Here is a 21,908-nt window from a genome sequence, read left to right as displayed (position 1 = left end):
CGCCCGTCGTACGCAGAGCACCGCGCCCGCCGACCTGGCGCCCGGCTTCGTGGTGCGTACCGACCCGCGGGGCTTCGAGGTCGGGGTCCGCGAGGGCTGGCAGCGGCGTGGCGTCAACGACCGCGACCAGGTGCGCTACAGCGGCGGCGGCACGGAGCTGGTGATCGTCCCCGGGCGGGACGCCACGGCGCGCTACGGCGCCGACCCGATGGCGTACCAGCAGCGCAAGGAGCCGGAGCTGGCGGCCTACCGGGACGCCGAGTGGTCCTCCGCCTCCGGGCTGCGCCGCACGGACGTCGGGCGCACCGCGATGGCGGAGGGCGCCTTCAGCTGGAAGGACCGCAGCGGCCGCGCCGTCTACGTCCGCAATCTCGCGATGGTCCGCGAGGGCCGCTACCACGTTCTCCAGGCCGTCGGCCCGTCCGGCGACCGTGCCGAGGTGGACCGCGTCTACGAGCAGGCGGTGAGCGCCTACCGGCCGGGCTGACGGGTCCGGCACACGGGCGGGGGCGGGTGCGCCGGCCCCCGCTTTTTTCGTGCCCCGGGCCGCCCGCACGCTCCTTGTCGGCCCCGCGCGCCCGGGACTACGCTCATATCTGACGGTGCATCAGATCGTGCGGGTGTGAGGGGAACCGGATGGACCACACGGGACGGACGGACCGGACGGAGCTGCCGCGGATCGTCAGCGTGGACGACCACGTCATCGAGCCGGCGCACCTCTTCTCCACCTGGCTCCCGCGCCGCTACCGCGACCGCGGCCCGAGGCCGTTCACCGCCGGCATCGGCGAGCTGGAGTACGTCGGCGGCAGATACCGCTTCACCACCGACCCCGAGGGCCAGCCCACGGACTGGTGGGAGTACGAGGGCGAGATCTTCCCGTACAAGCGCGTCATCGCCGCCGTCGGCTTCTCCCGCGACGAGATGACGCTGGAGGGCATCACCCGCGACCAGATGCGGCGCGGCTGCTGGGACCCCGCGGCCCGGCTGGCCGACATGGACCTCAACCACGTCGAGGCGTCCCTGTGCTTCCCGACGTTCCCCCGCTTCTGCGGCCAGACCTTCGCCGAGGCCCGCGACAAGGACCTCGCCCTGGCCTGCGTACGGGCCTACAACGACTGGATGGTCCAGGAGTGGTGCGGGGACAGCGGGGGACGGCTGATCCCGCTGTGCCTGATCCCGCTGTGGGACGTCGGCCTCGCCGTGGCGGAGGTCCGGCGGAACGCGGCCCGCGGCGTGCGGGCCGTGACCTTCAGCGAGATCCCCACCTACCTGGGACTGCCGTCGATCCACTCCGGCCACTGGGACCCGTTCTTCGCGGCCTGCGAGGAGACCGGCACGGTCGTCAACATGCACATCGGCTCGTCGTCGCAGATGCCCGCCGCGTCGCCCGACGCGCCCCCCGCCGTCCAGGCGTCGCTCAGCTTCAACAACGCGATGGCGTCGATGGCGGACTTCCTCTTCAGCGGCGTCCTGGTGCGCTTCCCCCGGCTGAAACTCGCCTACTCCGAGGGGCAGATGGGCTGGATTCCGTACGCCCTGGAACGGATGGACGACGTCTGGGAGGAGCACCGCGCCTGGGGCGGCGTCCGCGACCTCGTCCCCGAACCCCCGTCCACGTACTACTACCGGCAGATCTTCTGCTGCTTCTTCCGCGACAAGCACGGCATCGAGGCGATCGAGCGCGTCGGCACCGGCAACGCCACCTTCGAGACCGACTACCCGCACGTCGACTCCACCTGGCCGCACACCAAGGAGGTCGCCCTCGACCACGTCCGCGGCCTCGACGACGAGACCGTCCACAAGCTGATGCGCGGCAACGCCATCCGCATGCTCGGCCTCGACCTCGACGACGCCCCGCGGGCCCGTTGATGGACCTCGCCGACACCGACGAGGAACGCGAGTTCCGCCGCGGCCTGCGCCACTGGCTCGCCCGCGCCCTGCCCGCCCTCCCCGCCGCGCCCCCGGCCCACGACTGGCCCGCCCGCCGCGCCTACGACACCACCTGGCAGCGGATGCTCCACGACGCCGGGTACGCCGGGCTGCACTGGCCCCGCGAGGCCGGCGGGCAGGGCGCCGCGCCCGCCCGCCACCTGATCTTCCTGGAGGAGACCGAACGGGCCGGGGCGCCCTACGTCGGCGCGAACTTCGTCGGACTGCTGCACGCCGGCCCCACCCTCGCCGCCGAGGGCACCCCCGCGCAGCGCGCCCGCTGGCTGCCGCCGATCCTGCGCGGCGACGAGATCTGGTGCCAGGGCTTCAGCGAACCCGACGCCGGCTCGGACCTCGCCGCGCTGCGCACCCGTGCCCGCCGCGAGGGCGACACCTACCTCGTCAGCGGCAGCAAGATCTGGACCTCGCACGCCCAGGTCGCCGACTGGTGCGAACTGCTGGTGCGCACCGACCCGGCCGCGCCCCGCCACCGCGGCATCAGCTGGCTCGCCCTGCCGATGGACGCCCCCGGCATCACCGTACGTCCGCTGCGCACCCTCGCCGGGTCGTACGAGTTCGCCGAGGTCTTCCTCGACGAGGTGCCGGTGCCGGTCGGCCACCGCGTCGGGGCGGAGAACGACGGCTGGCGGGTGACGATGGTGACGCTGTCCTTCGAGCGCGGCACGGCCTTCGCCGGCGAGATCGCCGGCTGCCGCCGGGTGCTGGACGAACTGGCCCGCACCGCGCGGGCGAACGGCCGCTGGGACGACACGGTGCTGCGCCGCCGGCTCGGCAGGCTCGCCGCGGAGTTCACCGCGCTGTGGCGGCTGACCCAGTGGAACGTCAGCGCGGCGGGACGGACGGGCGGGGTGCCGGGGGCCGGTGGTTCGGTCGTCAAGCTGGCCTACTCGCACGCCCGGCAGGAGCTGTACGACGCGGCGGCCGAGGTACTGGGCCCCGGGGCGCTGGACGCCGACCACCCCTGGACCACCGACCGGCTCTCCTCCCTCGCGTACACCATCGCCGCCGGGACCTCGCAGATCCAGCGCACCCTCCTCGCCGAGCGCGTCCTCGGCCTGCCGAAGGGACGGTGAACGGGCATGGACTTCCGGCCGGACGAGACGCAGCGCGCGGTGCGGGACGGGGCGCGGGCGCTGCTCGCCGGGCGCTTCGACCGGGAGCGGCTGCGCCGGGCGGTGGACGCGCCGGCGCTGGAGCGGGCGCTGTGGCGGGAGCTGGGCGCGGCCGGGTTCTTCGCGCTGCGGCTCCCGGAGGCGGACGGCGGCGCGGGCCTCGGACTCGTGGAGGCGGTGCTGGTCCTGGAGGAGACCGGCCGGGCGCTGCTGCCGGGCCCGGTGGCGGACTGCCTGCTGCTGGCCGACGCGGTGGACGGGGTCGCCCAGGGCGAGCGGATCGCGGCGCTGGGGGAGGCCGTGGACGGTGCGGTGCTGTGGGAACACCCGGACGACTGCGACGAGTTGATCGTGCTGGACCAGGGGGCGCGGGGGCGCGCGGGCCAGGCGTACCGAAGCGCGGCCGGGCGGGTACCACGCACCCCGATCTCCTCCGTCGACCCGCTCACGCCCCTCGCCTCCGTCGCCCCCGGGGCCGTGACGGGGATGCCGTGGCAGGGGCCGGACGCCGACCGGTTGCGCCGCGAGGCCGCGCTGCTCACGGCGGCGCAGCAGCTGGGCAGCGCGTTTTGTACGGTGGAGGCGGCGGTGGCGCACGCCCGGGTGCGCGAGCAGTTCGGCGTGCCGATCGGCGCGTTCCAGGCGGTGAAGCATCTGTGCGCCGGGATGCTGGTACGGGCCGAACTCGCCCGGAGTGCCGTCTACGCGGCGGCCGTTACGGGCGATCCGTACGAGGTCGCCGGGGCGAAACTGCTGGCGGACGAGGCGGCGGTGCGCAACGCCCGGGACTGCCTCCAGGTGCAGGGCGGCATGGGTTTCACCTGGGAGGCAGAGGTCCATCTGCACCTCAAGCGGGCGTGGTGGCGGGCCGGGCGGTGGCGGACCGCGAGGGACGCGGAGGAGCTGCTGGCCGGGGGGCTGGGAGCCGTCCGGTCGTAGCGCTCCGTGACCATCGCGCCGTGTCGATGTCAGGACATTGTCCGGCCGATGTCGGCCTCGTGCCGCTCCTGCGCGAAATATCGGATTCTGTTCCCGCAAGCGGTCACGGAGCGTCGGCATCAACAGGGGCCCGTCACAAACAGGAGTCGACGTTCCGCTCCGGTACCCTCGCTGAGATGCGAGTGGTCCTGTGGCGCGAGGGGCGCGATGCCGTCCGTGGGGCGGCCCCGGGGTGCGTACGGCACACCGTTCGCCGGGGCCTGCGCGCGGAGATCCCCGCCTGTTCGACTCCCCGCGAAGTGCGTCGCACAGTATGCAGCACGCCTACTCCCTTGCGCTGGAATATGCCCGAAGCGCTTGTTGAGGTGACGGAACGTCAACCATGCTGGGGTCCAACGAAGTCACGCACCGTGACTTCGTGGAGGCGCAAGGCGAAGTTTCCGCCGGTTCGGATGGTGTGAGCGGTGCAGGTGCTTCAGGTGCAGTTGGACGTACGGCCCGACCCCGCGGAAGTGGGCAGGGCGCGGCGGTGGGCCCGTGCGCGGCTGACCGGTTCCGGGATAGGTGTCGACGATCCGCTCGCGGAGACCTTGATCCTGATCGTCTCCGAGCTGGTGACCAACGCCGTGGTGCACACGGGCACGTCCGCCCGGCTGCGGATGTCCTTCACCGGCACGGGCGCGGTGGTCGGCACCGTACGGGTCGAGGTGGCGGACGCCAGCGCCCGGCCGCCGCGGCCCCGGCACGCGGACGGCGAGGACACCCACGGCCGCGGCCTGGAGCTGGTGGACGGGCTGGCCGACCGCTGGGGCTGGCAGCCGGAGGGCGCGGGCAAGCGCATCTGGTGCGAGGTGGACAGCGGGCGCCCCGTCCCGTCGGCGGGCGGGCCGGGCGCGTACTCCTCCTCGTGCGCGGTGACGCACCAGGTCTGACGGCGTGGAGGCCGGGCCCCGCGGGGCGGTCCGGGCGTCACGCGCAGGGGTCGCCGCCGGTGCCGGAGGGCGGCTGCCAGGTGCCTCCCGTAGCGATCATCGCGGCGGACGGCGGTATCGCCTGCCGCGAAAAGCGGAATTAGTCCAGACCAGGTGTTGACGTAGCGTCGGATGTTGATCACCCTGGGGTGGGGCGATCCGCTGGGGTGGGCGAGGCCGTGGGGGGAGCCGGGCAACCGGTCCAGGGCCTCGACGAGAGCGGATCGCGGCCCGGAGCCGGGTGGCGGTCCGCGGTGCCGCGCTCGGGGCGCGCACGGGCGCGCCGTCATCCGGCCGGGCGGGGGCGGGGAGTGGACCGCGCCCGCCCGGCCCGCTCGCCCCTCACAGCACCGCGACGGGCGCGACCGGCGCCCCGGTACCGCCGACGAACGGCTCCGCCACCGCCGACAGCAGGAACGTGCCGTGCCCCGCCTCCGCGCAGGCCGCCGACAGCTCCTCCAGGTCCCAGTTCTGCCCCTGGAGCATCCCCATCTCCACCAGGTGCAGCGCGTGCACCGGCAGCCACAGCCCCTCGATCTCCGGCGGGAACACCTCGAACGTCAGGGTGTCGTTCGCCACCGCCGCCACGTCCCGCGCCCGGAACCACTCCGGGGTGCGCACCGAGAGCCCCGGCGACGGGAACGCGTACGCCTCCCGCTCGCCCGCCAGATACAGCCGCATCTGCCCGGTCCGTACGAGGACGACATCGCCCGGCCCGACCCGGGTCCGCGCCAGCTCCTCGGCGGCCTCCAGGTCGTCGGGCGTGACGGCGTACCCGCCCGGCAGCCGCTCGCTGCCCAGGGCACGCGCCACGTCCAGCAGGACGCCCCGGGAGACGACGGGGGCGGCCCGGTCGATGCCGAGGCAGGCGGCGCCGTCGTGTGCGGTGATGGTGGTGGCGGGGCGGCCGTTGTAGAGGCGCCCCGAGTGGGAGACGTGGGCCAGGGCGTCCCAGTGGGTGGCGGCCTGGAGCCCCATGGTGACCACGTCGTCGCTGGTGGCGACGGTGCCGGGGCCGAAGAGTTCCCGGTTGACGGCCGTCATGGTGTGCAGCGGGTTGACGCGGCCCGCGATGGCCCCGGTCTGGACGCCGTCCTGCCGCAGGGGGAGGGCGAGCGGGACGCGGCGCCCGGTGCGGACGGCGGCGGCGGCCGCGCGGACCACCTCGCCGGTGATCAGGTTGAGGGTGCCGAGTGCGTCGTCCTCGCCCCAGCGGCCCCAGTTGTTCACCCGGCGGGCGAGGGCGTGGAACTCCTGCGGCAGGGGCATGACGGGCTCCTCGGGGCCAAGGTCGCGTACGGGTGTGGTGTGCCGGGGGTTGTGTTCGGCCCCCGTCCGGTCAAAAATCTAACGGTCCGTCAGAAACTGCGGGAGGGATCACGCCATGGGGAACTTCTTGGCCGGCAAGGTGATCGCCGTCACCGGCGCGGGCCGCGGCATCGGCCGGGCCGTGGCCCTCGCCTGCGCCGCCCACGGCGCACGGGTGGTCGTCAACGACTACGGGGTGGAGATCGACGGCGCCCGCCCGGTCAGCGAGGTCGCCGCCGCCGTGGTGCGGGAGATCGAGGACGCGGGCGGCGAGGCCGTCGCGGTCGCCGACGACGTGTCGACCATGGCCGGCGGACAACGCGTCGTCGACACCGCGCTCACCCGCTACGGACGCGTCGACGGCGTCGTCTGCGTCGCCGGCATCCTGCGTGAACGGATGCTGTTCAACATGTCCGAGGAGGAGTGGGACCCCGTCGTCGCCACCCACCTCAAGGGCACCTTCACCGTCTTCCGGGCCGCCGCCGCAGCGATGCGCGCACAACGCGGCGGCACCCTCATCGGCTTCACCAGCGGCAACCACCAGGGCAGTGTCGCGCAGGCCAACTACTCCGCCGCCAAGGGCGGCGTCATCTCCCTCGTCCGCAGCGCCGCGCTCGGCCTGCACAAGTACGGGGTGACCGCCAACGCGGTGGCCCCCGTCGCCCGGACCCGGATGTCGGCCAACGTGCCCGTCGAACTGGCGGAGATCGGCGAGCCGGAGGACGTCGCCGCCCTCGTCGTCTACCTCCTCAGCGACCGCGCCCGCGAGGAGAAGATCACCGGACAGGTCTACACGGTCGCCGGGCCGAAGATCGCGGTATGGGCGCAGCCCGCCGAACTGCGCTCCGTGTACGCCGAGGGCGGCGGGGACGGCGGCCCCGTGTGGACACCGGAGAAGGTCGCCGAGGTACTGCCGTCCGAGGTCGGCGTCGACCCGATGCCCCTGCTCGCACGGGTGGCCGCGGGCGCCGCGGCGGCGGCACGCGGGGAACGGCCCAACGCGTAGCACCCCAGGTCATCCGGCCGAGGGAGGAGGCGGACCGTGGAATTCGGCTTCGACGCGGCGGACGAGGCGTTCCGGGCACAGGCCCGCGCCTGGCTCACGGCGCACGCCGTCGGCGCGTACGCCGGGGCGGGCGGCGGCGGACCCGGGAGCGAGCACGTGGACGCGCCGGAACGCCGCGCCTGGGAGCGGGAGTTGGGTGCGGGCGGCTGGATCGGTCTGGGCTGGGACCGCTCGTACGGCAACCGCGTGGCGACGCTGACGCAGCAGGTGGTGTGGGCGGAGGAGTACGCGCGGGCCGGGGCGCCGGCCCGGGTCGGGCACATCGGGGAGAACCTGCTGGCCCCCACCCTGCTCGCGCACGGCGACGAGCCGCAGCGCGAACGGTTCCTGCCGCCCGTCGCCCGGGGCGAGGAGCTGTGGTGCCAGGGGTACAGCGAGCCCGGGGCCGGGTCGGACCTCGCGGCGGTGCGCACCACCGCGGTGCGCGACGGCGCCTCGTACCGGATCAGCGGCCAGAAGGTGTGGACGTCGCTGGCCCGGGAGGCCGACTGGTGCTTCGTCCTCGCGCGTACGGACCCGGAGCGGCGGAGGCACCGGGGGCTGTCGTTTCTGCTGGTGCCGATGGACCAGCCGGGACGGATCGAGGTACGGCCGATACGGCAGATGACGGGGACGGCCGAGTTCAACGAGGTGTTCTTCGACGGCGCCGTGACCTCCGCGGCCCATGTGGTCGGCGGGGAGGGCAACGGCTGGCGGGTCGCCATGGGACTGCTGGCACGGGAGCGCGGGGTGTCGACCCTCGTCCAGCAGATCGGCTTCGCCCGCGAACTCGCCGCCGTCGTCGCCGAGGCGGTCGCGAACGGCGCCGCCGACGACCCCGTCCTCCGTGACCAGCTCGTACGGCAGTGGGCCGAGTTACGGGTGATGCGCTGGAACGCCCTGCGGACCCTCGGCTCCGAGGACGACCCCGGCGCCCCGAGCGCGGCCAAGCTGCTGTGGGGCGGCTGGCACCAGCGCCTCGGTGAACTGGCGATGCGGGTCCGGGGGGCGTCCGCCGCCCTCGGCCCCGCCGACTGGACCGCCACCGCGCCGTACGCGCTCGACGCGATGCAGCGGATGTTCCTCTTCAGCCGCGCCGACACCCTCTACGGCGGCACGGACGAGATCCAGCGCGAGATCATCGCCGGGCGGGTGCTCGGCCTACCCCGGGGAGAGCCCTGATGCGAGGCGTGGTGTTCGACGGTGCGGAGCCCTGTGTGGTCGACGACCTGGAGGTGCGGGACCCGGGACCGGGCGAGGTCCTGGTCGGCATCCGGGCGGCCGGACTGTGCCACAGCGACCTCTCGGTGATCGACGGGACGATCCCGTTCCCGGTGCCCGTGGTCCTCGGCCACGAGGGTGCGGGCGTCGTCGAGGCCGTCGGCCCCGGGGTGGGGCATGTCGCGCCCGGCGACCCCGTCGCGCTGTCGACGCTGGCGAACTGCGGGACCTGCGCCGAGTGCGACCGCGGCCGGCCGACGATGTGCCGCACGGCGATCGGCATGCCCGGCACCCCCTTCCGCCGCCGCGGCACCGCGCTCCACCAGTTCGCGGCGAACTCCGCCTTCGCCGAACGCACCGTCGTCAAGGCCGTCCAGGCGGTACGGATCGACGCGGACGTCCCGATGACCTCGGCGGCGCTGCTCGGCTGTGGCGTGGTGACGGGTGTGGGCGCCGTCCTCAACCGCGCGCGGGCCGGCCACGGCGACACGGTCGTGGTCATCGGGACGGGCGGGGTCGGCCTGAACGTGGTGCAGGGGGCACGGATCGCGGGCGCCCTGGTGATCGTCGCGGTCGACACCGACCCCGCCAAGGAGGCGGCGGCCCGCCGCTTCGGCGCCACCCACTTCATCGACGCGACGGCCCTGCCGGACACCGTCCGGGCGGTCCGGGAGATCCTGCCGACCGGCGCCGACCACGTCTTCGAGTGCGTGGGCAGTACGCGGCTGATCCGGCAGGCCGTCGAGATGCTGGACCGGCACGGGCAGGCGGTCCTCCTCGGCGTCCCCCCGGCCGGCGCCGAGGCGTCCTTCGTGGTCACCTCGCTCTACCTGGACAAGGCGATCCTCGGCTGCCGCTACGGGTCCGCGCGGCCCCAACGGGACATCGCCCTCTACGCGCGGCTCCACAAGGAGGGCAGGCTGCTCCTGGACGAGCTGGTCACCGCGGTGTACCCGGTGGAGGACTTCGCCGCCGCGGCGGACGACGCGCGCCACGGACGCGTGGCCCGGGCGGTACTCACGTTCTGACGGCTCACTCGGCGAGGCGGCCGAACGCGCCCCGGTGGAAGAGGAGCGGGCCGGCCGCCGCGGCGCCCGGGTCGGTGCCGAGGGCGGCGACCCGGCCGACGACGAGGAGATGGTCGCCCCCGGTGTGCACCGCCTCGATGACGCAGTCGATCCAGGCGGGGACGTCCGCGAGCCGGGGTGAGCCGGTCGCGGGCGCCGGGGTGTGCCGCACCCCGGCGAACTTGTCGGCGCCGCTCACCGCGAACGCCCGGCACAGCGCGCCCTGCCCGGCGCCCAGGACGTTGACGCAGAAGACACCGGCGCGGGCGATCCGCGGCCAGGTGGCCGAGGCGCGGCCCACCATGAAGACCACCAGCGGCGGGTCGAGGGAGAGCGAGGCGAAGGACTGGCAGGCGAACCCGGCCGGCCCCGCCCCGTCCGTCCCGCCCGGCGCGGTGACGACGGTGACGCCGCTGGCGAAGTGCCCGAGGACGGAACGGAACATCTCCGGTGCCACCGGGGCGCGTTCACCGTCGCGTACGGCGCGCAGCGCGGGCCGGGGCGTGCTCGCCGGGGCCGGTGAGGCCGCTGTGGTCGGTGCGCCGACGGAGCGCAGATAGCGGACGGCCGCGGCCGCCATGCCCGCATGTCCCATCATGCCCCTCATTGAATCTGATGGATCGTCAGATGTGAAGACGACGTAAGGCGGGGATGCGGGTTTACCCGCAAGGGTGGTTTGGCGGAGGGCGAGGGGTGAAGTGGGGGTGATTCGGGCCCACCCGGTGCCGCGACTCTGGTTGGCTTCCGCCCGTACGGGTGGCAACCGACCCGGCCGCGCCCGTAGCCGAACAACGGGGAGTTCCGGTACATGGCCGATGCGACGCCGTCGTCACCCTCGTCCCGCGTGCCAGCGACGTTCGACGAGGTCTTCTGCGGGTTGTTGCCGCGGCTCTACCGGCGAGCGGTGATGCTGGCCGGTTCGCGACAGTCCGCGGAGGACGTGGTGCACGAGGCATACCTCAAGCTCGCCGCACGACCCCAGCGCTTCCTCGCGCATCCCGAGCCGTACGCCTACGCGTTCACCACGGTGCTCAACATCGCCCGCGACGCCCACCGCAAGGAGGGCCGCCAGGTGCCGGTCGAGTCGCTGGAGGAGACCGCCGGGGACGGTGCCGGGCGCGGGACCTGGGACGGCGGCGTGGACCGGCGCCACGCCGAGATGGAGGCCGTGCGGATGCTCGGCACCCTCTCGCGCCGCCAGGCCGGCATCGTCATCCTCGTCGACCTCGACGGGTACACCCTCGACCAGGCCGCGCAGATCATGAACGTGCACCGCGGTACCGCCGCCCGCCACCGGGCCCGCGCCCTGGACAAGCTCCGAGCGCACCTCGTTGAATCGGAGTGCGGGCGGGCGGGGAGGTGACCGGCACGGTGGGCGCGGGCTGGCGGTACGGCGACGCGGGCGATGCCGGGGACGGTCCTGGCGAGGCGTCCGCCACGGGCTCCGGCGGCGGGACGGGTGCCCCCGGCGGAGGGGGCCCGAAAGGCTCCGGGGGCGGCGGGGACGACATCGCGACGCTGCTGCGACGGGCCGACGAACGGATCACGGTGCCCCCCGGTTTGTGGGAGCGCGTCAAGGAGCCCCGCCCCGCCCCGGTGCCCGTGGCCGTCCGGCTGCGGCGCCGCAGACCCGTCGCGACCGCCCTCGTGGTCGCCGCCGCGGTGGCGGCGGTGGCGCTGGGCACCTGGTGGCTGGTGCGGCCCGGGGGAGCGCGGCCCGTCCCCGCCGCCCCGTCGGCGACCGTACCGATCACCGTCCACAACACCGAGGCCGGCTGCCGCGCGATCCGCACCCTGGAGTGCGCACTGCGCCTCGCCAAGGACCCCTACCGTCGTTACGCGGCGGGGGACAACTCCGCGGGCCGGGTCTGGCACGGCGACCGGCTGGACGCGCACTGCGTCGTCACCGACGGCGTGCTGGTCCGCGACGAACAGGGCATCACCTCCGCCCGCTGGTACCTGGTCACCACCCGGGACGGCCTGCGGGGCTGGCTGCCCGGGGTGCGCACGCGCAACACCCGCGAGGTCCCCGTCTGCACCCGACGGGACATGTGACGCGTATCACTGGGAATCGTGTCGTACGGAACGGACGAACCGTTCGTGTCGAGGGAGATCGATGCCCACTACACGGAAAGCAGGGGAGCTGAGTGATGCAGGTACGGGCCATGTTCAGCGGCGCGCTCGGAGCCGGGATTCTGGCGGCCGGCTTCCTGGGGGCGGCCGGCGCCGCCACCGCGGGACCCGCCGAGAGCGACCGGACGTCCGGCCCACCGGCCGGCCCCCGGCCCTCGCTGACCGCGCGCACGGAGGCCGACATCCGCGACAACCCCCGCCGCTTCACCGCCTGCGACGACGTCCCGTCCCCCGACAGCTGCCCGGTCAGCGCCGGGCGCCTGCGGCCGGGCGACCTCGTCGAGGCGGTCTGCCGCCGCCGCGGCCGCACCGTCGGCGGCAACCCCTGGTGGGTCTTCGTCGACCACGGCGGACGCCGCGGCTACGTCCCCGGCCACGACCTGGAGTACCCCACCACGGGGAGGCCCGCGATCCCCCTCTGCGGGGCGTGAACGGTACGGCTCACCGCCCCCGGTAGACCGGACGGCGGCGAGCGCGGAACGCCGCGATGCCCTCCCGGGCGTCCTCCGTCGTCATCGCGATCTCCTGGGCGGCGGCCTCGGCGGCGAAGGCCGCGCCCCTTCCGTCGTCCAACGAGGCGTTGACCAGCTGCTTGATCAGCGCGAGAGCGCGGGTCGGACCCGCCGCCAGCCGCCCCGCCCACGCCCCGGCCGTCTGAGACAACTCCTCGTCCGGAACCACCCGGTTGACCAGCCCCAGCCGCTCCGCCTCCGCCGCCGGGACCGTGTCACCGAAGAACAGCAGTTCCTTGGCGCGCTGTGGCCCCACCAGCCGCGGCAGCAGATAAGCGCCCCCGCCGTCCGGCACGATGCCCCGCCGCGCGAACACCTCGGTGAACCGCGCCGATTCCCCGGCCAGCACCAGATCGCACGCGAACGCGAGATGCGCCCCCAACCCGGCCGCGACCCCGTTCACCGCCGCGATCACCGGCTTCTCGCAGTCCAGCACGGCGGCGATCAGCCGCTGCGCGCCCCCGCGGATCAACCGCGCCACATCCCCCGCCACCCGCTCCTCCGCCGCCCCCGCCGTACCGGCGCGCAGATCGGCGCCGGCACAGAACCCCTTGCCGGCCGCGGTCAGCACCACCACCCGCACCCCGGGGTCCGCGGAGGCGTCCGCGAACCGCCGGATCAGGGATTCGCGCTGGTCAGGAGTGAGGGCGTTGAGGGCGTCGGGGCGATTGAGGGTCAGCCACAGCGCGCCGTTGTCAGTGGTGTGCGCTACCAAGGAACCGGCCGCTTCGGCGGACCGGTCGCCGGGACCGGCCGGGGAGGCGGACGGAACGGGGGAGGACGTCATGGAAGTGCGGCTCCGAAGGGTGTGGTCGTGGTGGTCACGGACGCGGCACGGGCCGCGGAGGGGCGGCGGGTCAGCGGCAGACGGCGAGCGCGTCGAGCGCCACGGCGCCCTGCCCCCGCGGCAGGACGACCAGCGGATTGATCTCCAGCTCCGCCAGCTCCCCGTCCAGTTCGAGCGCCATGCGCTGCGCCCGCAGGACGACCTCGACCAGCGCGTCGGTGTCCGCGGGCGGTGCGCCCCGGACGCCGTCCAGGAGGGCGCGGCCGCGCAGCTCGCCGAGCATCGCCCGCACCCGCTCCTCCCCGAAGGGCGGCACCCCGACCGCCGTGTCCCGCAGCACCTCGACGAGCACCCCGCCGAGCCCCACGGTCACCGTGGGCCCGAAGACGGCGTCCCGGGTGATGCCGACGACGGTCTCGACGCCCCGCTCGATCATCTGGCAGACCAGCACCCCGTCCAGCGTCAGCTCCTCGTAGCGGGCGATGTCGGTCAGCTCCCGGTAGGCGTCCCGCACCTGGCTCGCCGAAGTCAGCCCGATCTTGACGAGCCCCAGCTCCGTCTTGTGGGCCAACTGCGGCGCGGACGCCTTCATCACCACGGGATAACCCACCAGACCCGCCGCCCGTACGGCCGCGGCCGCGCTGGTCACCAGTTGCTCACGCGGCACCCGGATGCCGTAGGCGCGCAGCAGTTGCTTCGCCGCGTGCTCGCTCAGCCGCGCCCCGGGTCGCGTCAGGGCCCGCGCCTTGCGGGCGGACGGCGAGGGCGTACGCGGGGCGTCGTCGAAGGGGGAGCGGTAGCCGGCGGTGAAGCGCTGGTGGTCGAGGAGGGCGCGGACGGCCGTGACGCAGTTGCCGAAGGTGCGGAACGTCACCACCCGGGACGAGCCGAGCAGGGTGGAGCGGTAGGCGTCCTCGGTGCCGACGGGCGAGCCCCACACCACGCACACCAGCTTGTCCGACTGCTCCGCCGCGTCCACCAGGTCCCGCGCCAGCTTGTCGCTCATCGGGGGGAACGGCCCGGTGATCGGGCAGACCAGGACACCGACGGCCGGGTCGGCGAGGATCGCGTCGATGATCTTCCGGCCGCGGTGGTCGCCGACCGGGTGCCCGCCGTTGTCGACGGGGTTGGCGACCGAGAGATGCCCGGGTATCCACCGGTGCAGCTCGGCCTGCTTGGCCTCCCCGAGGACGGGCAGGGAAAGACCCGCCGCGGTGGCCAGGTCCGCGAAGTGCGCCCCGGTGCCCCCGGAGATCGCATAGACGGCGACGCCCTCGGCGACCGGCCGCCTGGCGCGCGCCAGCAGCGCCGCGGTGTCCTGCAACTCGTCGAGCCCGTCCACCCGGATCACGCCGTACTGCCGCAGCGCCGCGTCCACCACCCCGTCCGCGCCGGTGAGCTTGCCGGTGTGCGAGGCGGCCGTGCGGGCCCCGGCCTCGGTGCGGCCCACCTTCACCGCGACGACCGGCACCCCTTTGCGGGCCGCGCGGTCGGCGGCCAGCAGGAAGCCGCGGCCGTCCTTGAGCCCCTCCAGGTACGCGGCGATCACCCCGACCTCGGGACGGGAGGTGAAGTACGCGAGGAAGTCGGCGGCCTCCAGGTCGGCCTCGTTGCCGGTCGGGGCCCAGTGGGAGAGGCGGATGCCGAGTTCCTGGAGGGCGAAGACCGGGCGGCCCTGGTGGCCCGACTGGGTGACCAGGGCGATGGCGGGCCCTTCGAGGTCGTCGCGGAACGTCTCGAACGCGTTGAGGTTGGTGTTGGGGCCGAGCAGCCGCAGGCCGGAGCGTGCGACGGCCTCGGCGAGCCGTTCCTGCGCGGCCGCGCCCCGCTCGCCCGTCTCGGCGAACCCGGAGGCGAAGACCACCGCGAACTTCACTCCGGCGTCCGCCAGTTGCCCGATGACGGGGACGGGGTCGCCGACGAGCAGGACGGCCAGGTCGACCGGCTCCGGCAGGTCCGCGACCCGGGCGTGGCAGGGCAGCCCGAAGACGCGGTCACGGCGCGGATTGACGGGGTGGAGCCGCGCGCCGACCCGCTCGGCCCAGCCGATCAGCTGCCGGGTGACGCCGGTCTGCGGGCGCCCCTCGCCGTCGGAAGCGCCGATGACGGCCACCGAACCGGGCCGGAAGAAGAGGTCCAGGTCCGGCACGGGCGCGCGCAGCGGCCGGCCGCTGACGTCCAGGTCCGCGCCCCCGTCGTACGGCCCGTCGTCGCCCTGCGGATCGGCCGTTTCATGGATGGTGTGCGGTGGCCGCTCCGAGCAGGCCACGACACGGGCCGGGCGGGAGTGCGTGGTGAGGCTGCCGTGAGTCGATCCAAGCATCGCAGACGCCTGCTTCCGTGTGACGGCTCTCGGTTCGCGCGAAGACTGGCTGACGTGACGTCAGGTTCCGGATGCGGCCAGGTTACTGAACTGACGGCATGTCAGGAACGGTCCTGCGGGGTAAAACTTCCGAGGGGCGCGATCCGGCGCGTCCCGCCCGTGGCGCACCCCTTGCGCGTTCGAACGGCGTCCGCTGAACTGTCATCCCGTAGAACTGATGGAGCGTCAGAAAAACCGGGCATCCGGCCCGCGCGGGGCGACGCGTCAGGGGAGGCCGCACGGGATGCAGACGATCTGGCTCGGCGGGGCCGAGTGGCTGGCCGTGCTCCGCATCGGCCTCGGCCTGTGGTGGCTGGAGAGCTGGCGGCACAAGGACAAGAAGGGCTGGCTCGCCCGGGGGACCGGCATCGCCTGGGCGGCCGACGTGGCGGACAAGCACCGCTGGCGCGCGGTGCGCCGCGGCTTCGACCTGGTCGTACGGCCACGCCCCAAGGTGATCGCCCATGTCGTGGTCCATGCCGAACTGGCCCTCGGCCTCGGCCTCGTCCTGGGCCTCCTCACCCCGCTCGCCCTCGTCGGCGGCCTGGTGCTCAATCTGCTCTACCTCGCCCTGATGATCCATGACTGGGCCGAGCAGGGGCAGAACGCGATGATGGCGCTGATCTCCCTGGTCGCGCTGTGCGCCGCCGCCTGGCAGACCTGGTCGCTCGACGCCGTACTGGGGGTGTTCTCGTGACGGACGGCACGGGAGTGCGCTACGACCTGCCCGAGACCGACGCCTTCAGCCGCGCCTACTGGGAGGCGGCGGCCGAGGGGCGGCTGCTGCTGCGCCGCTGCCGCGCCGAGGAATGCGGCGCCGCCCACCACTACCCGCGCGAATGCTGCCCGCGCTGCTGGAGCGACGACGTCGTCTGGGAGCAGGCCACCGGCCGCGCCACCCTCTACACCTGGTCCGTCGTCCACCGCAACGACCTCCCGCCCTTCGCCGCCCGCACCCCGTACATCGCGGCGGTCGTCGAACTCGCCGAGGGCCCCCGGATGATGACCGTCGTCACCGACTGCCCGGAGGCCGATCTGCGCATCGGGATGCCCCTCGCGGTGCACTTCCGCCCGCTGGACGGGGACGGGGACGGGGACGGGGACAGGGACGGGGAAGCGGACGGGGCCGGGAGTGGCGTGGTGGTGCCGGTGTTCCGGCCGGTGCCGGACGTGGGGCGGGGGTGAGGCCAGTGGTGCTCAATCGGTGGTGGGGGCGGGGCGGACACGGGATGCTGTGGCCGTGTTGAAGACACCCGTGCTGATCCGTGAGGCCACCCCGGCCGACTGGCCGGCCGTCTGGCCGATCCTGCGCACCATCGTCGAGGCCGGCAAGACCTACACCCTTCCGCGTGACCTCGGTGAACAGGACGCCAGGGACCTGTGGATGCTGTCCCGGCCCGGCCGTACGGTCGTCGCCACCGACGAGCGGGGAACGGTGCTGGGTACGGCCAAGATGCAACCGAACCACAGGGGCGCCGCCTCGCACATCGCGACCGCGAGCTTCATGGTCGACCCCCGGCACAACGGCGAGGGCATCGGCCGGGCACTCGGCGAACACGCCCTGCTCTGGGCCCGCACCGAGGGCTACCGCGCCATGCAGTTCAACGCCGTCGTCGAGACCAACACCCGCGCCGTCGCCCTCTGGAAATCCCTCGGCTTCGCGATCATGACCACCCTCCCGGAGGGCTTCCACCACCCCACCCGGGGATACGTCGGCCTGCACATCATGTACCGGGTGCTGTGAGCCGGGGGGCACGGGAGCGGCCCGCGGCCCAACCCGCCGCGCCCGCGCCCGTACCGGCGCATCCCGCCCCGCTCACGGCCACAGCAGTCCGCGCGTCCACCCCTCTGCGCCCCTGCGGTAGACGAGACGTACGTGGCGTCGTCGGGCGTCGCCCTGGAAGAACTCGACCTCGTCGGCGTCCAGGAGGTACAGGGTCCAGCTCGGGACGGGCGCGTCCGGTTCGCGCCGGGCGCGCTGCCAGGCGGCCTCCGAGGCGTGCGCCAGTTCGTCCAGCGAACCGAGCGCCTCGCTCTGCCGGCCGACCAGCGCGGCCGCCAGCGCGCCCGGCGAGCGGCGGTGCAGATCGGCCGCGCTCTCCTCGGGGCCGGCCACGGACACCGTGCCCCGGACCCGCACCTGGCGCCCCACCGCCGGCCAGTAGAAGCCGAGCGCGGCCCGGGGGCGGGCGGCCAGTTCGCGTCCCTTGCGGCTGCCGCGGTGCGAGGCGAAGTGCCAGCCACGCTCGTCGGCGTCGTGCAGCATCACGGTCCGTACGGACGGGTCGCCGGAGGCGCCGGCCGTGGCGAGCGACATGGTGTGCGGCTCCGGCTGACCCGCCTCCGCCGCCTCCCGCAGCCACTGCCGGAACAGCGGCAGCGGCGCGCCGGGCGCACGCGCCGGATCGAACGACGGCAACTCGTGGTCCCAGACCCGCAGCCCCCGCAACACCTCACGGAACGCACGGCTATCGGCATCGGACCCGTCCGGGCAGGCGTCCCGCCCACCGGACGCGGAGTGATCGGTCATACCGGGCAGCGTACGGGCCGCCGAGCGGGCCGGCGCGAAGACGGTGGAGGGCAGTTCACGGCCGGTTCCCGCTCACGCCGCAGGGGGCGGGGCGGTGCGGCCCGCTGTCACCCCCGGTCCGCCGGGAACGGGAGTGTCTCCCGGGATCGGGGTGGCCATCGTCAAGGCAGCGGCGTCCTCGCGGGGGTGACGTCCGTCGGACGCGGGGACCTCCGGGGCCGCGACCACCGCATGCCGCTCCGTGGCCGACCGGCCGACCGGCCGACCGTGCGGGGACGGGAAGCCCGCCGCGGCGCGACGGCGGCGGGCGGCGAGGCGTCAGGCGGCGGGCACCGCCGGGGAGGCGTCACCGGTTCCGCCGTGAGCGGCTACCCGATGCACTCGCCCTTCCCGCCCCATGAAAACCCTTTGTCCCTCAGGCCACTTCAGCACTACGCTCCCCGGCATGAGCAGCTTCCTTCAGATCTACGGCTGACGCCGTCGAGGGCCGTTGGGCCCTGTCCGTATCCGGGTATGTCCGGTCCGGTGTGCGAACGGCTTCGGTTGGTGCGCGCCAGTGACGCCCGGTGTCTCGCGTTTTCTTTTTCCGTAGCGGTTCTGAAGTGAAGGACGTCGCATGTCTGCGCGTATTCGACCTGCCCATATCGCCATGATCGGCATTCCGGCGGTCAGCCATGTGCTGCCCAGCCTGGCGATCATCCGGGAACTGGTGGCCCGTGGCCACCGTGTCACCTACGCCAACACCGATCACGTGGCCGAGCTGATCGCCTCCACGGGCGCCACACACGTCCCCTGCACCTCGATCCTCCCCGTGGCCGACAACGTCTGGCCGGACGACCCGGTGGCCGCCGCGTCACTGTTCCTCGACGACGCCGTGCGGGTGCTGCCGCAGTTGCGTGCGGTGTACGACGACGATCCCGCCGACCTCTACCTCTACGACGTCGGCGCGTACGCGGCCCGCGCGCTCGCCGAGGCGCAGGGGCGGGACGTCGTCCAGCTCTCACCGACCTTCGTGGCCTGGGACGGGGCCGAGGAGGCGATGAGTTTCGACGGACTGCCGGGGGCCGACGCGTACCGGGCGCGGTTCACCGAGTGGCTGGCGGAGTGCGGGGCCGTCACCACGGACATGGACACGTTCGCCGGGCGGCCGCGCCGGGTGCTGGCGATGATCCCGCGCGCCATGCAGCCGTGCGGCGACCGCGTCGACACCGAGGCCGTCACCTTCGTGGGCCCCTGCTCGGGCGACCGGGCGGACCAGGGCGGTTGGGCGCGGCCGGCCGGTGCCGAGCGGGTGCTGCTGGTCTCGCTGGGGTCGGCGTTCACCCGGCAGCCGGAGTTCTACCGGCAGTGTGTGGCGGCCTTCGGCGGGCTGCCGGGGTGGCATGTGGTGCTCCAGATAGGCAAGTACGTCGACCCGGCGGAGCTGGGCGAGATCCCGGCGAACGTCGAGGTGCGGTCCTGGGTGCCGCAGGTGGCGATCCTCGAACAGGCCGACGCGTTCGTCACCCACGCCGGGATGGGCAGCAGCGCCGAGGGGCTGGCCGCGGGCGTGCCGATGATCGCCGTACCGCAGGGGGCCGAGCAGTTCTTCAACGCCGACCAGTTGGTCTCCCTCGGGGTGGCCCGCCGGATCGACACCGCGGACGCGACGGCGACGGCGCTGCGCACGGCGCTCCTGGAGCTCGTCGGCGACCCGGAGGTCGCGGCCCGCTCCGCGGCGCTCCGTGCCGAGACCCGCGCCGAGGGCGGTACCGCCCGTGCCGTCGACCTGATCGAGGAGCGGCTGGCGCGCCGGGAGTGAGGTGAGGGGGCGGGGTGCCGGGGGCGACGGATGCGCGCTCGCCCCCCCGGCATCGCCGCGCCGCCGGGCCGGTGCCGCCGTCACGCCGGCCCGGCCCCGGCGTCAGCGCTGCCCGCTGCCCGCTGCCCCGTCACTCCCTCCCCAGCACCACCGTCCCCGAGGAGCAGAACCACCCGCCGGTCCCGGAAGCGACGGCGAGTTGGGGCAGACGGCCGTCGGGGCGGTGGACCTGGCGGTCGGGGCCGGCCTCGCCGCGGAGTTGGCGTACCGCCTCGACCAGCAGGAACAGGCCGCGCATGCCGGGGTGGCAGGCGGAGAGGCCGCCGCCGTCGGTGTTCACGGGGAGTGCGCCGTCGCGCAGCAGCCGGTCCGTCCCGATGAACGCGCCGCCCTCACCCTTCGCACAGAACCCCAGGTCCTCCAGCGTCACCAGGGTCATGTACGTGAACGCGTCGTAGAGCTGGGCGAGGTCGATCTCGGAGGGACGTACGCCGGCACGTGCGAAGGCCAGACGGCCGGAGACGGCGGCGGGGGAGACGGTGAAGTCGTCCCACTGGCCCATGGAGGCGTGCGAGACGGCGGTGCCGGACCCGAGGACCCACACCGGCGGCTTGGCGAGATCGGCCGCGCGGTCCCCGGCGACCAGCAGGACGGCGCAGCCGCCGTCGGAGCGTACGCAGCAGTGCAGCTTGGTGAACGGGTCGGCGATCAGCGGCCCGGACAGCACGTCGTCGACGGTGAGCGGGGTGCGGTACAGGGCGTCCGGGTTGGTCGCGGCGTTGGCGCGGGCCTGCACGGCGACCTGGGCCAGTTGTTCCAGTGTGGTGCCGTAGCGGTGCATGTGGCGGCGGGCGGCCATGGCGTACTTGGCGACGAGGGTGTGCCCGTAGGGGACCTCGTACTGGAGGGGGCCGCGGGAGCCGAAGGAGAGGTTGGCGGTACGGCGGCGGGCCTTGAGGTCGGCGCGGGCGGTGGAGCCGTAGACCAGGAGGACGGCGTCGGCGTGCCCGGCGGCGATGGCGTCGGCGGCGTGCGCGGCCATCACCTCCCAGGTGGCGCCGCCGACCGAGGTCGAGTCGACCCAGGTGGGGCGCAGGCCGAGGTAGTCGGCGACCTCGACGGGGGCGAGGGTGCCCAGACCCGCCGAGGCGAAGCCGTCGACGGCCGAGCGGTCGAGGCCGGCGTCGGCGAGGGCCCGGCGGGCGGCCTGGGCGTGCAGGGCGTAGGGGGTGGCGTCGTCCACCCGGCCGCAGTCGGACAGGGCGATCCCGGCGACGGCGACCCGGCGGTTCCCGCGAGCGGCCGTGCGGGGCGCACGGCGGGTGCCTGCTGTCATGAATCTGACGGTACATCAGTTCTGCGTCCCTGAGGCAGGGGTCCGGGGCTGGGAATGTCGCCCCCCGCTCCCTAATATGACGGTCCGTCAATTACGGCGTGGCTCCCCCACGGGGGCGGCCGCAGCCGAGGGCGTTGTCGTGCCGTACGGCCGGGAGGAGCCCGCCGATGGATACCGCGTTCACCGAGGAACAGCAGGCGATCCGCCGCACCCTGCGCGATCTGCTGCGCACACACTGCGGCCCCGAGGAGGTCAGGGCGGCCGCGGGCACCCCGTCCGGCCACGACGAGGCGTTGTGGCGCAGGCTCGCCGGAGAGCTCGGACTGCCCGGCCTCGCCCTGCCCACCGCGTACGGCGGCGCGGGCTGCGGCCCCACCGAACTCGCCCTGGCCTGCGAGGAGACCGGCCGCGCCCTGCTGCCGTCCCCACTGCTCGCCACCGCCGTACTCGCCGCGCCCCTGGTCCTCGCGCTCGGCGACGACCGGCAGCGCACCGCCCTGCTGCCCGCCCTCGCCACCGGGGACCTGACCGCCGCCCTCGCCGTACCGGACGGCACCCTCGCCACCGCCCTGGGCCTCGCCGGGCCCGCCGACGGCGACTGGGCGGGCGGCGGACGCTCCGGCGGCGTCCAGGCGCGGCGCACCCGGACGCCGGGGGAGTGGCGGCTGTACGGGGAGGCCGGGCAGGTCCTGGACGGGCACACGGCCCAGGTCCTGGTCGTCGCCGCGCACACCGGGGGCTTCGCCCGTTCCGGCGTCCGGCTGTTCGTCGTCCGGGGCGACGCCCGCGGGCTGCGGCGCGTCCGGCAGACCGTGATGGACGAGACCCGGCCGC

The 21,908-nt window shown here is 74.3% G+C and carries 22 protein-coding genes; 16 read left to right on the top strand and 6 right to left on the bottom strand.

The genetic code is table 11. From position 1 onward, the window contains the following. From AC51EU_RS13260 to AC51EU_RS13240, 5 genes are all read left to right on the top strand, one after another. Nucleotides 1-487: serine/threonine kinase C-terminal domain-containing protein (locus tag AC51EU_RS13260; RefSeq protein ID WP_496267077.1), on the top strand; the 487-nt coding region annotated here is incomplete at its 5' end. A 149-nt stretch (nucleotides 488-636) separates the two neighbouring features. After that, a complete protein-coding gene (locus AC51EU_RS13255; protein ID WP_496267076.1) occupies nucleotides 637-1,869 on the top strand; it encodes an amidohydrolase family protein in 1,233 nt (410 codons plus the stop codon). Continuing rightward, nucleotides 1,869-3,023 carry an acyl-CoA dehydrogenase family protein gene (locus tag AC51EU_RS13250; RefSeq protein WP_496267075.1) on the top strand — a complete coding sequence of 385 codons (1,155 nt, stop codon included), beginning with the start codon at nucleotides 1,869-1,871 and terminating at the stop codon, nucleotides 3,021-3,023. Before AC51EU_RS13255 ends, AC51EU_RS13250 begins: the two co-directional genes overlap by 1 nt. A gap of 6 nt (nucleotides 3,024-3,029) precedes the next feature. Beyond that, nucleotides 3,030-4,001 carry an acyl-CoA dehydrogenase family protein gene (locus tag AC51EU_RS13245; RefSeq protein WP_496267074.1) on the top strand — a complete coding sequence of 324 codons (972 nt, stop codon included), beginning with the start codon at nucleotides 3,030-3,032 and terminating at the stop codon, nucleotides 3,999-4,001. A gap of 464 nt (nucleotides 4,002-4,465) precedes the next feature. After that, the gene (locus AC51EU_RS13240; protein ID WP_496267073.1) at nucleotides 4,466-4,933 is read left to right on the top strand and encodes an ATP-binding protein; all 468 of its coding nucleotides are present in this window, start codon (nucleotides 4,466-4,468) and stop codon (nucleotides 4,931-4,933) included. A gap of 381 nt (nucleotides 4,934-5,314) precedes the next feature. On the opposite strand, the gene AC51EU_RS13235 is transcribed toward AC51EU_RS13240, so the two are convergent. After that, on the bottom strand, nucleotides 5,315-6,241 hold the full coding sequence (locus AC51EU_RS13235) for a cyclase family protein (protein WP_496267072.1): 927 nt from the start codon (nucleotides 6,239-6,241) through the stop codon (nucleotides 5,315-5,317). 115 nt (nucleotides 6,242-6,356) lie between these two features. On the opposite strand from AC51EU_RS13235, the gene AC51EU_RS13230 reads away from it, so the two are divergent. Genes AC51EU_RS13230 through AC51EU_RS13220 form a run of 3 tightly spaced genes read left to right on the top strand, consistent with a single transcriptional unit; the run spans nucleotide 6,357 to nucleotide 9,574 of the window. Continuing rightward, nucleotides 6,357-7,286, top strand: a complete 930-nt coding sequence (locus AC51EU_RS13230; RefSeq protein ID WP_496267071.1) for an SDR family NAD(P)-dependent oxidoreductase — start codon at nucleotides 6,357-6,359, stop codon at nucleotides 7,284-7,286. A gap of 36 nt (nucleotides 7,287-7,322) precedes the next feature. Next, a complete protein-coding gene (locus AC51EU_RS13225; RefSeq protein ID WP_496267070.1) occupies nucleotides 7,323-8,507 on the top strand; it encodes an acyl-CoA dehydrogenase family protein in 1,185 nt (394 codons plus the stop codon). Beyond that, complete coding sequence (locus AC51EU_RS13220) at nucleotides 8,507-9,574, top strand: alcohol dehydrogenase catalytic domain-containing protein (RefSeq protein WP_496267069.1); 1,068 nt, start codon at nucleotides 8,507-8,509, stop codon at nucleotides 9,572-9,574. The genes AC51EU_RS13225 and AC51EU_RS13220 overlap by 1 nt, the downstream gene beginning before the upstream one ends. Before the next feature lie 4 nt (nucleotides 9,575-9,578). On the opposite strand, the gene AC51EU_RS13215 is transcribed toward AC51EU_RS13220, so the two are convergent. Further along, entirely contained in the window at nucleotides 9,579-10,220 is a 642-nt protein-coding gene (locus tag AC51EU_RS13215; protein WP_496267068.1) for a flavin reductase family protein, read from the bottom strand. Nucleotides 10,221-10,457: 237 nt separating this feature from the next. On the opposite strand from AC51EU_RS13215, the gene AC51EU_RS13210 reads away from it, so the two are divergent. The 3 genes from AC51EU_RS13210 (at nucleotide 10,458) to AC51EU_RS13200 (ending at nucleotide 12,177) form a co-directional block, all read left to right on the top strand. Then, complete coding sequence (locus AC51EU_RS13210) at nucleotides 10,458-10,976, top strand: RNA polymerase sigma factor (protein WP_496267067.1); 519 nt, start codon at nucleotides 10,458-10,460, stop codon at nucleotides 10,974-10,976. Then, nucleotides 10,973-11,668 (top strand): hypothetical protein, encoded by a 696-nt coding sequence (locus tag AC51EU_RS13205; RefSeq protein WP_496267066.1) that lies wholly within the window; start codon nucleotides 10,973-10,975, stop codon nucleotides 11,666-11,668. The genes AC51EU_RS13210 and AC51EU_RS13205 overlap by 4 nt, the downstream gene beginning before the upstream one ends. Nucleotides 11,669-11,763: 95 nt before the next feature. Beyond that, nucleotides 11,764-12,177, top strand: a complete 414-nt coding sequence (locus AC51EU_RS13200) for a hypothetical protein (protein ID WP_496267065.1) — start codon at nucleotides 11,764-11,766, stop codon at nucleotides 12,175-12,177. A 10-nt stretch (nucleotides 12,178-12,187) separates the two neighbouring features. Here AC51EU_RS13200 and AC51EU_RS13195 read toward each other — a convergent pair whose 3' ends face one another. Further along, nucleotides 12,188-13,045 carry an enoyl-CoA hydratase/isomerase family protein gene (locus tag AC51EU_RS13195; protein WP_496267064.1) on the bottom strand — a complete coding sequence of 286 codons (858 nt, stop codon included), beginning with the start codon at nucleotides 13,043-13,045 and terminating at the stop codon, nucleotides 12,188-12,190. Between the two features lie 70 nt (nucleotides 13,046-13,115). Beyond that, nucleotides 13,116-15,368 carry an acetate--CoA ligase family protein gene (locus tag AC51EU_RS13190; RefSeq protein ID WP_496267063.1) on the bottom strand — a complete coding sequence of 751 codons (2,253 nt, stop codon included), beginning with the start codon at nucleotides 15,366-15,368 and terminating at the stop codon, nucleotides 13,116-13,118. A gap of 283 nt (nucleotides 15,369-15,651) precedes the next feature. Between AC51EU_RS13190 and AC51EU_RS13185 the strand changes: the two genes are divergently transcribed. The 3 genes from AC51EU_RS13185 to AC51EU_RS13175 are packed head-to-tail and all read left to right on the top strand — an operon-like array spanning nucleotide 15,652 to nucleotide 17,151. Continuing rightward, nucleotides 15,652-16,104 carry a DoxX family protein gene (locus tag AC51EU_RS13185; RefSeq protein ID WP_496267062.1) on the top strand — a complete coding sequence of 151 codons (453 nt, stop codon included), beginning with the start codon at nucleotides 15,652-15,654 and terminating at the stop codon, nucleotides 16,102-16,104. Beyond that, on the top strand, nucleotides 16,101-16,592 hold the full coding sequence (locus AC51EU_RS13180; RefSeq protein WP_496267061.1) for a Zn-ribbon domain-containing OB-fold protein: 492 nt from the start codon (nucleotides 16,101-16,103) through the stop codon (nucleotides 16,590-16,592). The genes AC51EU_RS13185 and AC51EU_RS13180 overlap by 4 nt, the downstream gene beginning before the upstream one ends. Nucleotides 16,593-16,650: 58 nt before the next feature. Next, the gene (locus AC51EU_RS13175) at nucleotides 16,651-17,151 is read left to right on the top strand and encodes a GNAT family N-acetyltransferase (RefSeq protein WP_496267078.1); all 501 of its coding nucleotides are present in this window, start codon (nucleotides 16,651-16,653) and stop codon (nucleotides 17,149-17,151) included. 72 nt (nucleotides 17,152-17,223) lie between these two features. On the opposite strand, the gene AC51EU_RS13170 is transcribed toward AC51EU_RS13175, so the two are convergent. Continuing rightward, entirely contained in the window at nucleotides 17,224-17,937 is a 714-nt protein-coding gene (locus AC51EU_RS13170; RefSeq protein WP_496267060.1) for a pyridoxine/pyridoxamine 5'-phosphate oxidase, read from the bottom strand. Nucleotides 17,938-18,553: 616 nt separating this feature from the next. Here AC51EU_RS13170 and AC51EU_RS13165 point away from each other — a divergent pair. Further along, on the top strand, nucleotides 18,554-19,738 hold the full coding sequence (locus AC51EU_RS13165) for a macrolide family glycosyltransferase (RefSeq protein WP_496267059.1): 1,185 nt from the start codon (nucleotides 18,554-18,556) through the stop codon (nucleotides 19,736-19,738). Nucleotides 19,739-19,868: 130 nt separating this feature from the next. Here the strand turns inward: AC51EU_RS13165 and AC51EU_RS13160 are convergent, their stop codons facing one another. Further along, nucleotides 19,869-21,074: a thiolase C-terminal domain-containing protein gene (locus tag AC51EU_RS13160; RefSeq protein WP_496267058.1), complete on the bottom strand. Its 1,206-nt coding sequence runs from the start codon at nucleotides 21,072-21,074 to the stop codon at nucleotides 19,869-19,871. A 167-nt stretch (nucleotides 21,075-21,241) separates the two neighbouring features. Between AC51EU_RS13160 and AC51EU_RS13155 the strand changes: the two genes are divergently transcribed. Further along, nucleotides 21,242-21,908 (top strand): acyl-CoA dehydrogenase family protein (locus tag AC51EU_RS13155; RefSeq protein WP_496267057.1); only part of this gene is annotated, 667 nt, incomplete at its 3' end.

It is taken from the genome of Candidatus Streptomyces philanthi (genome assembly GCF_059553635.1).
This window is presented reverse-complemented; position numbering and strand designations above follow the sequence as displayed.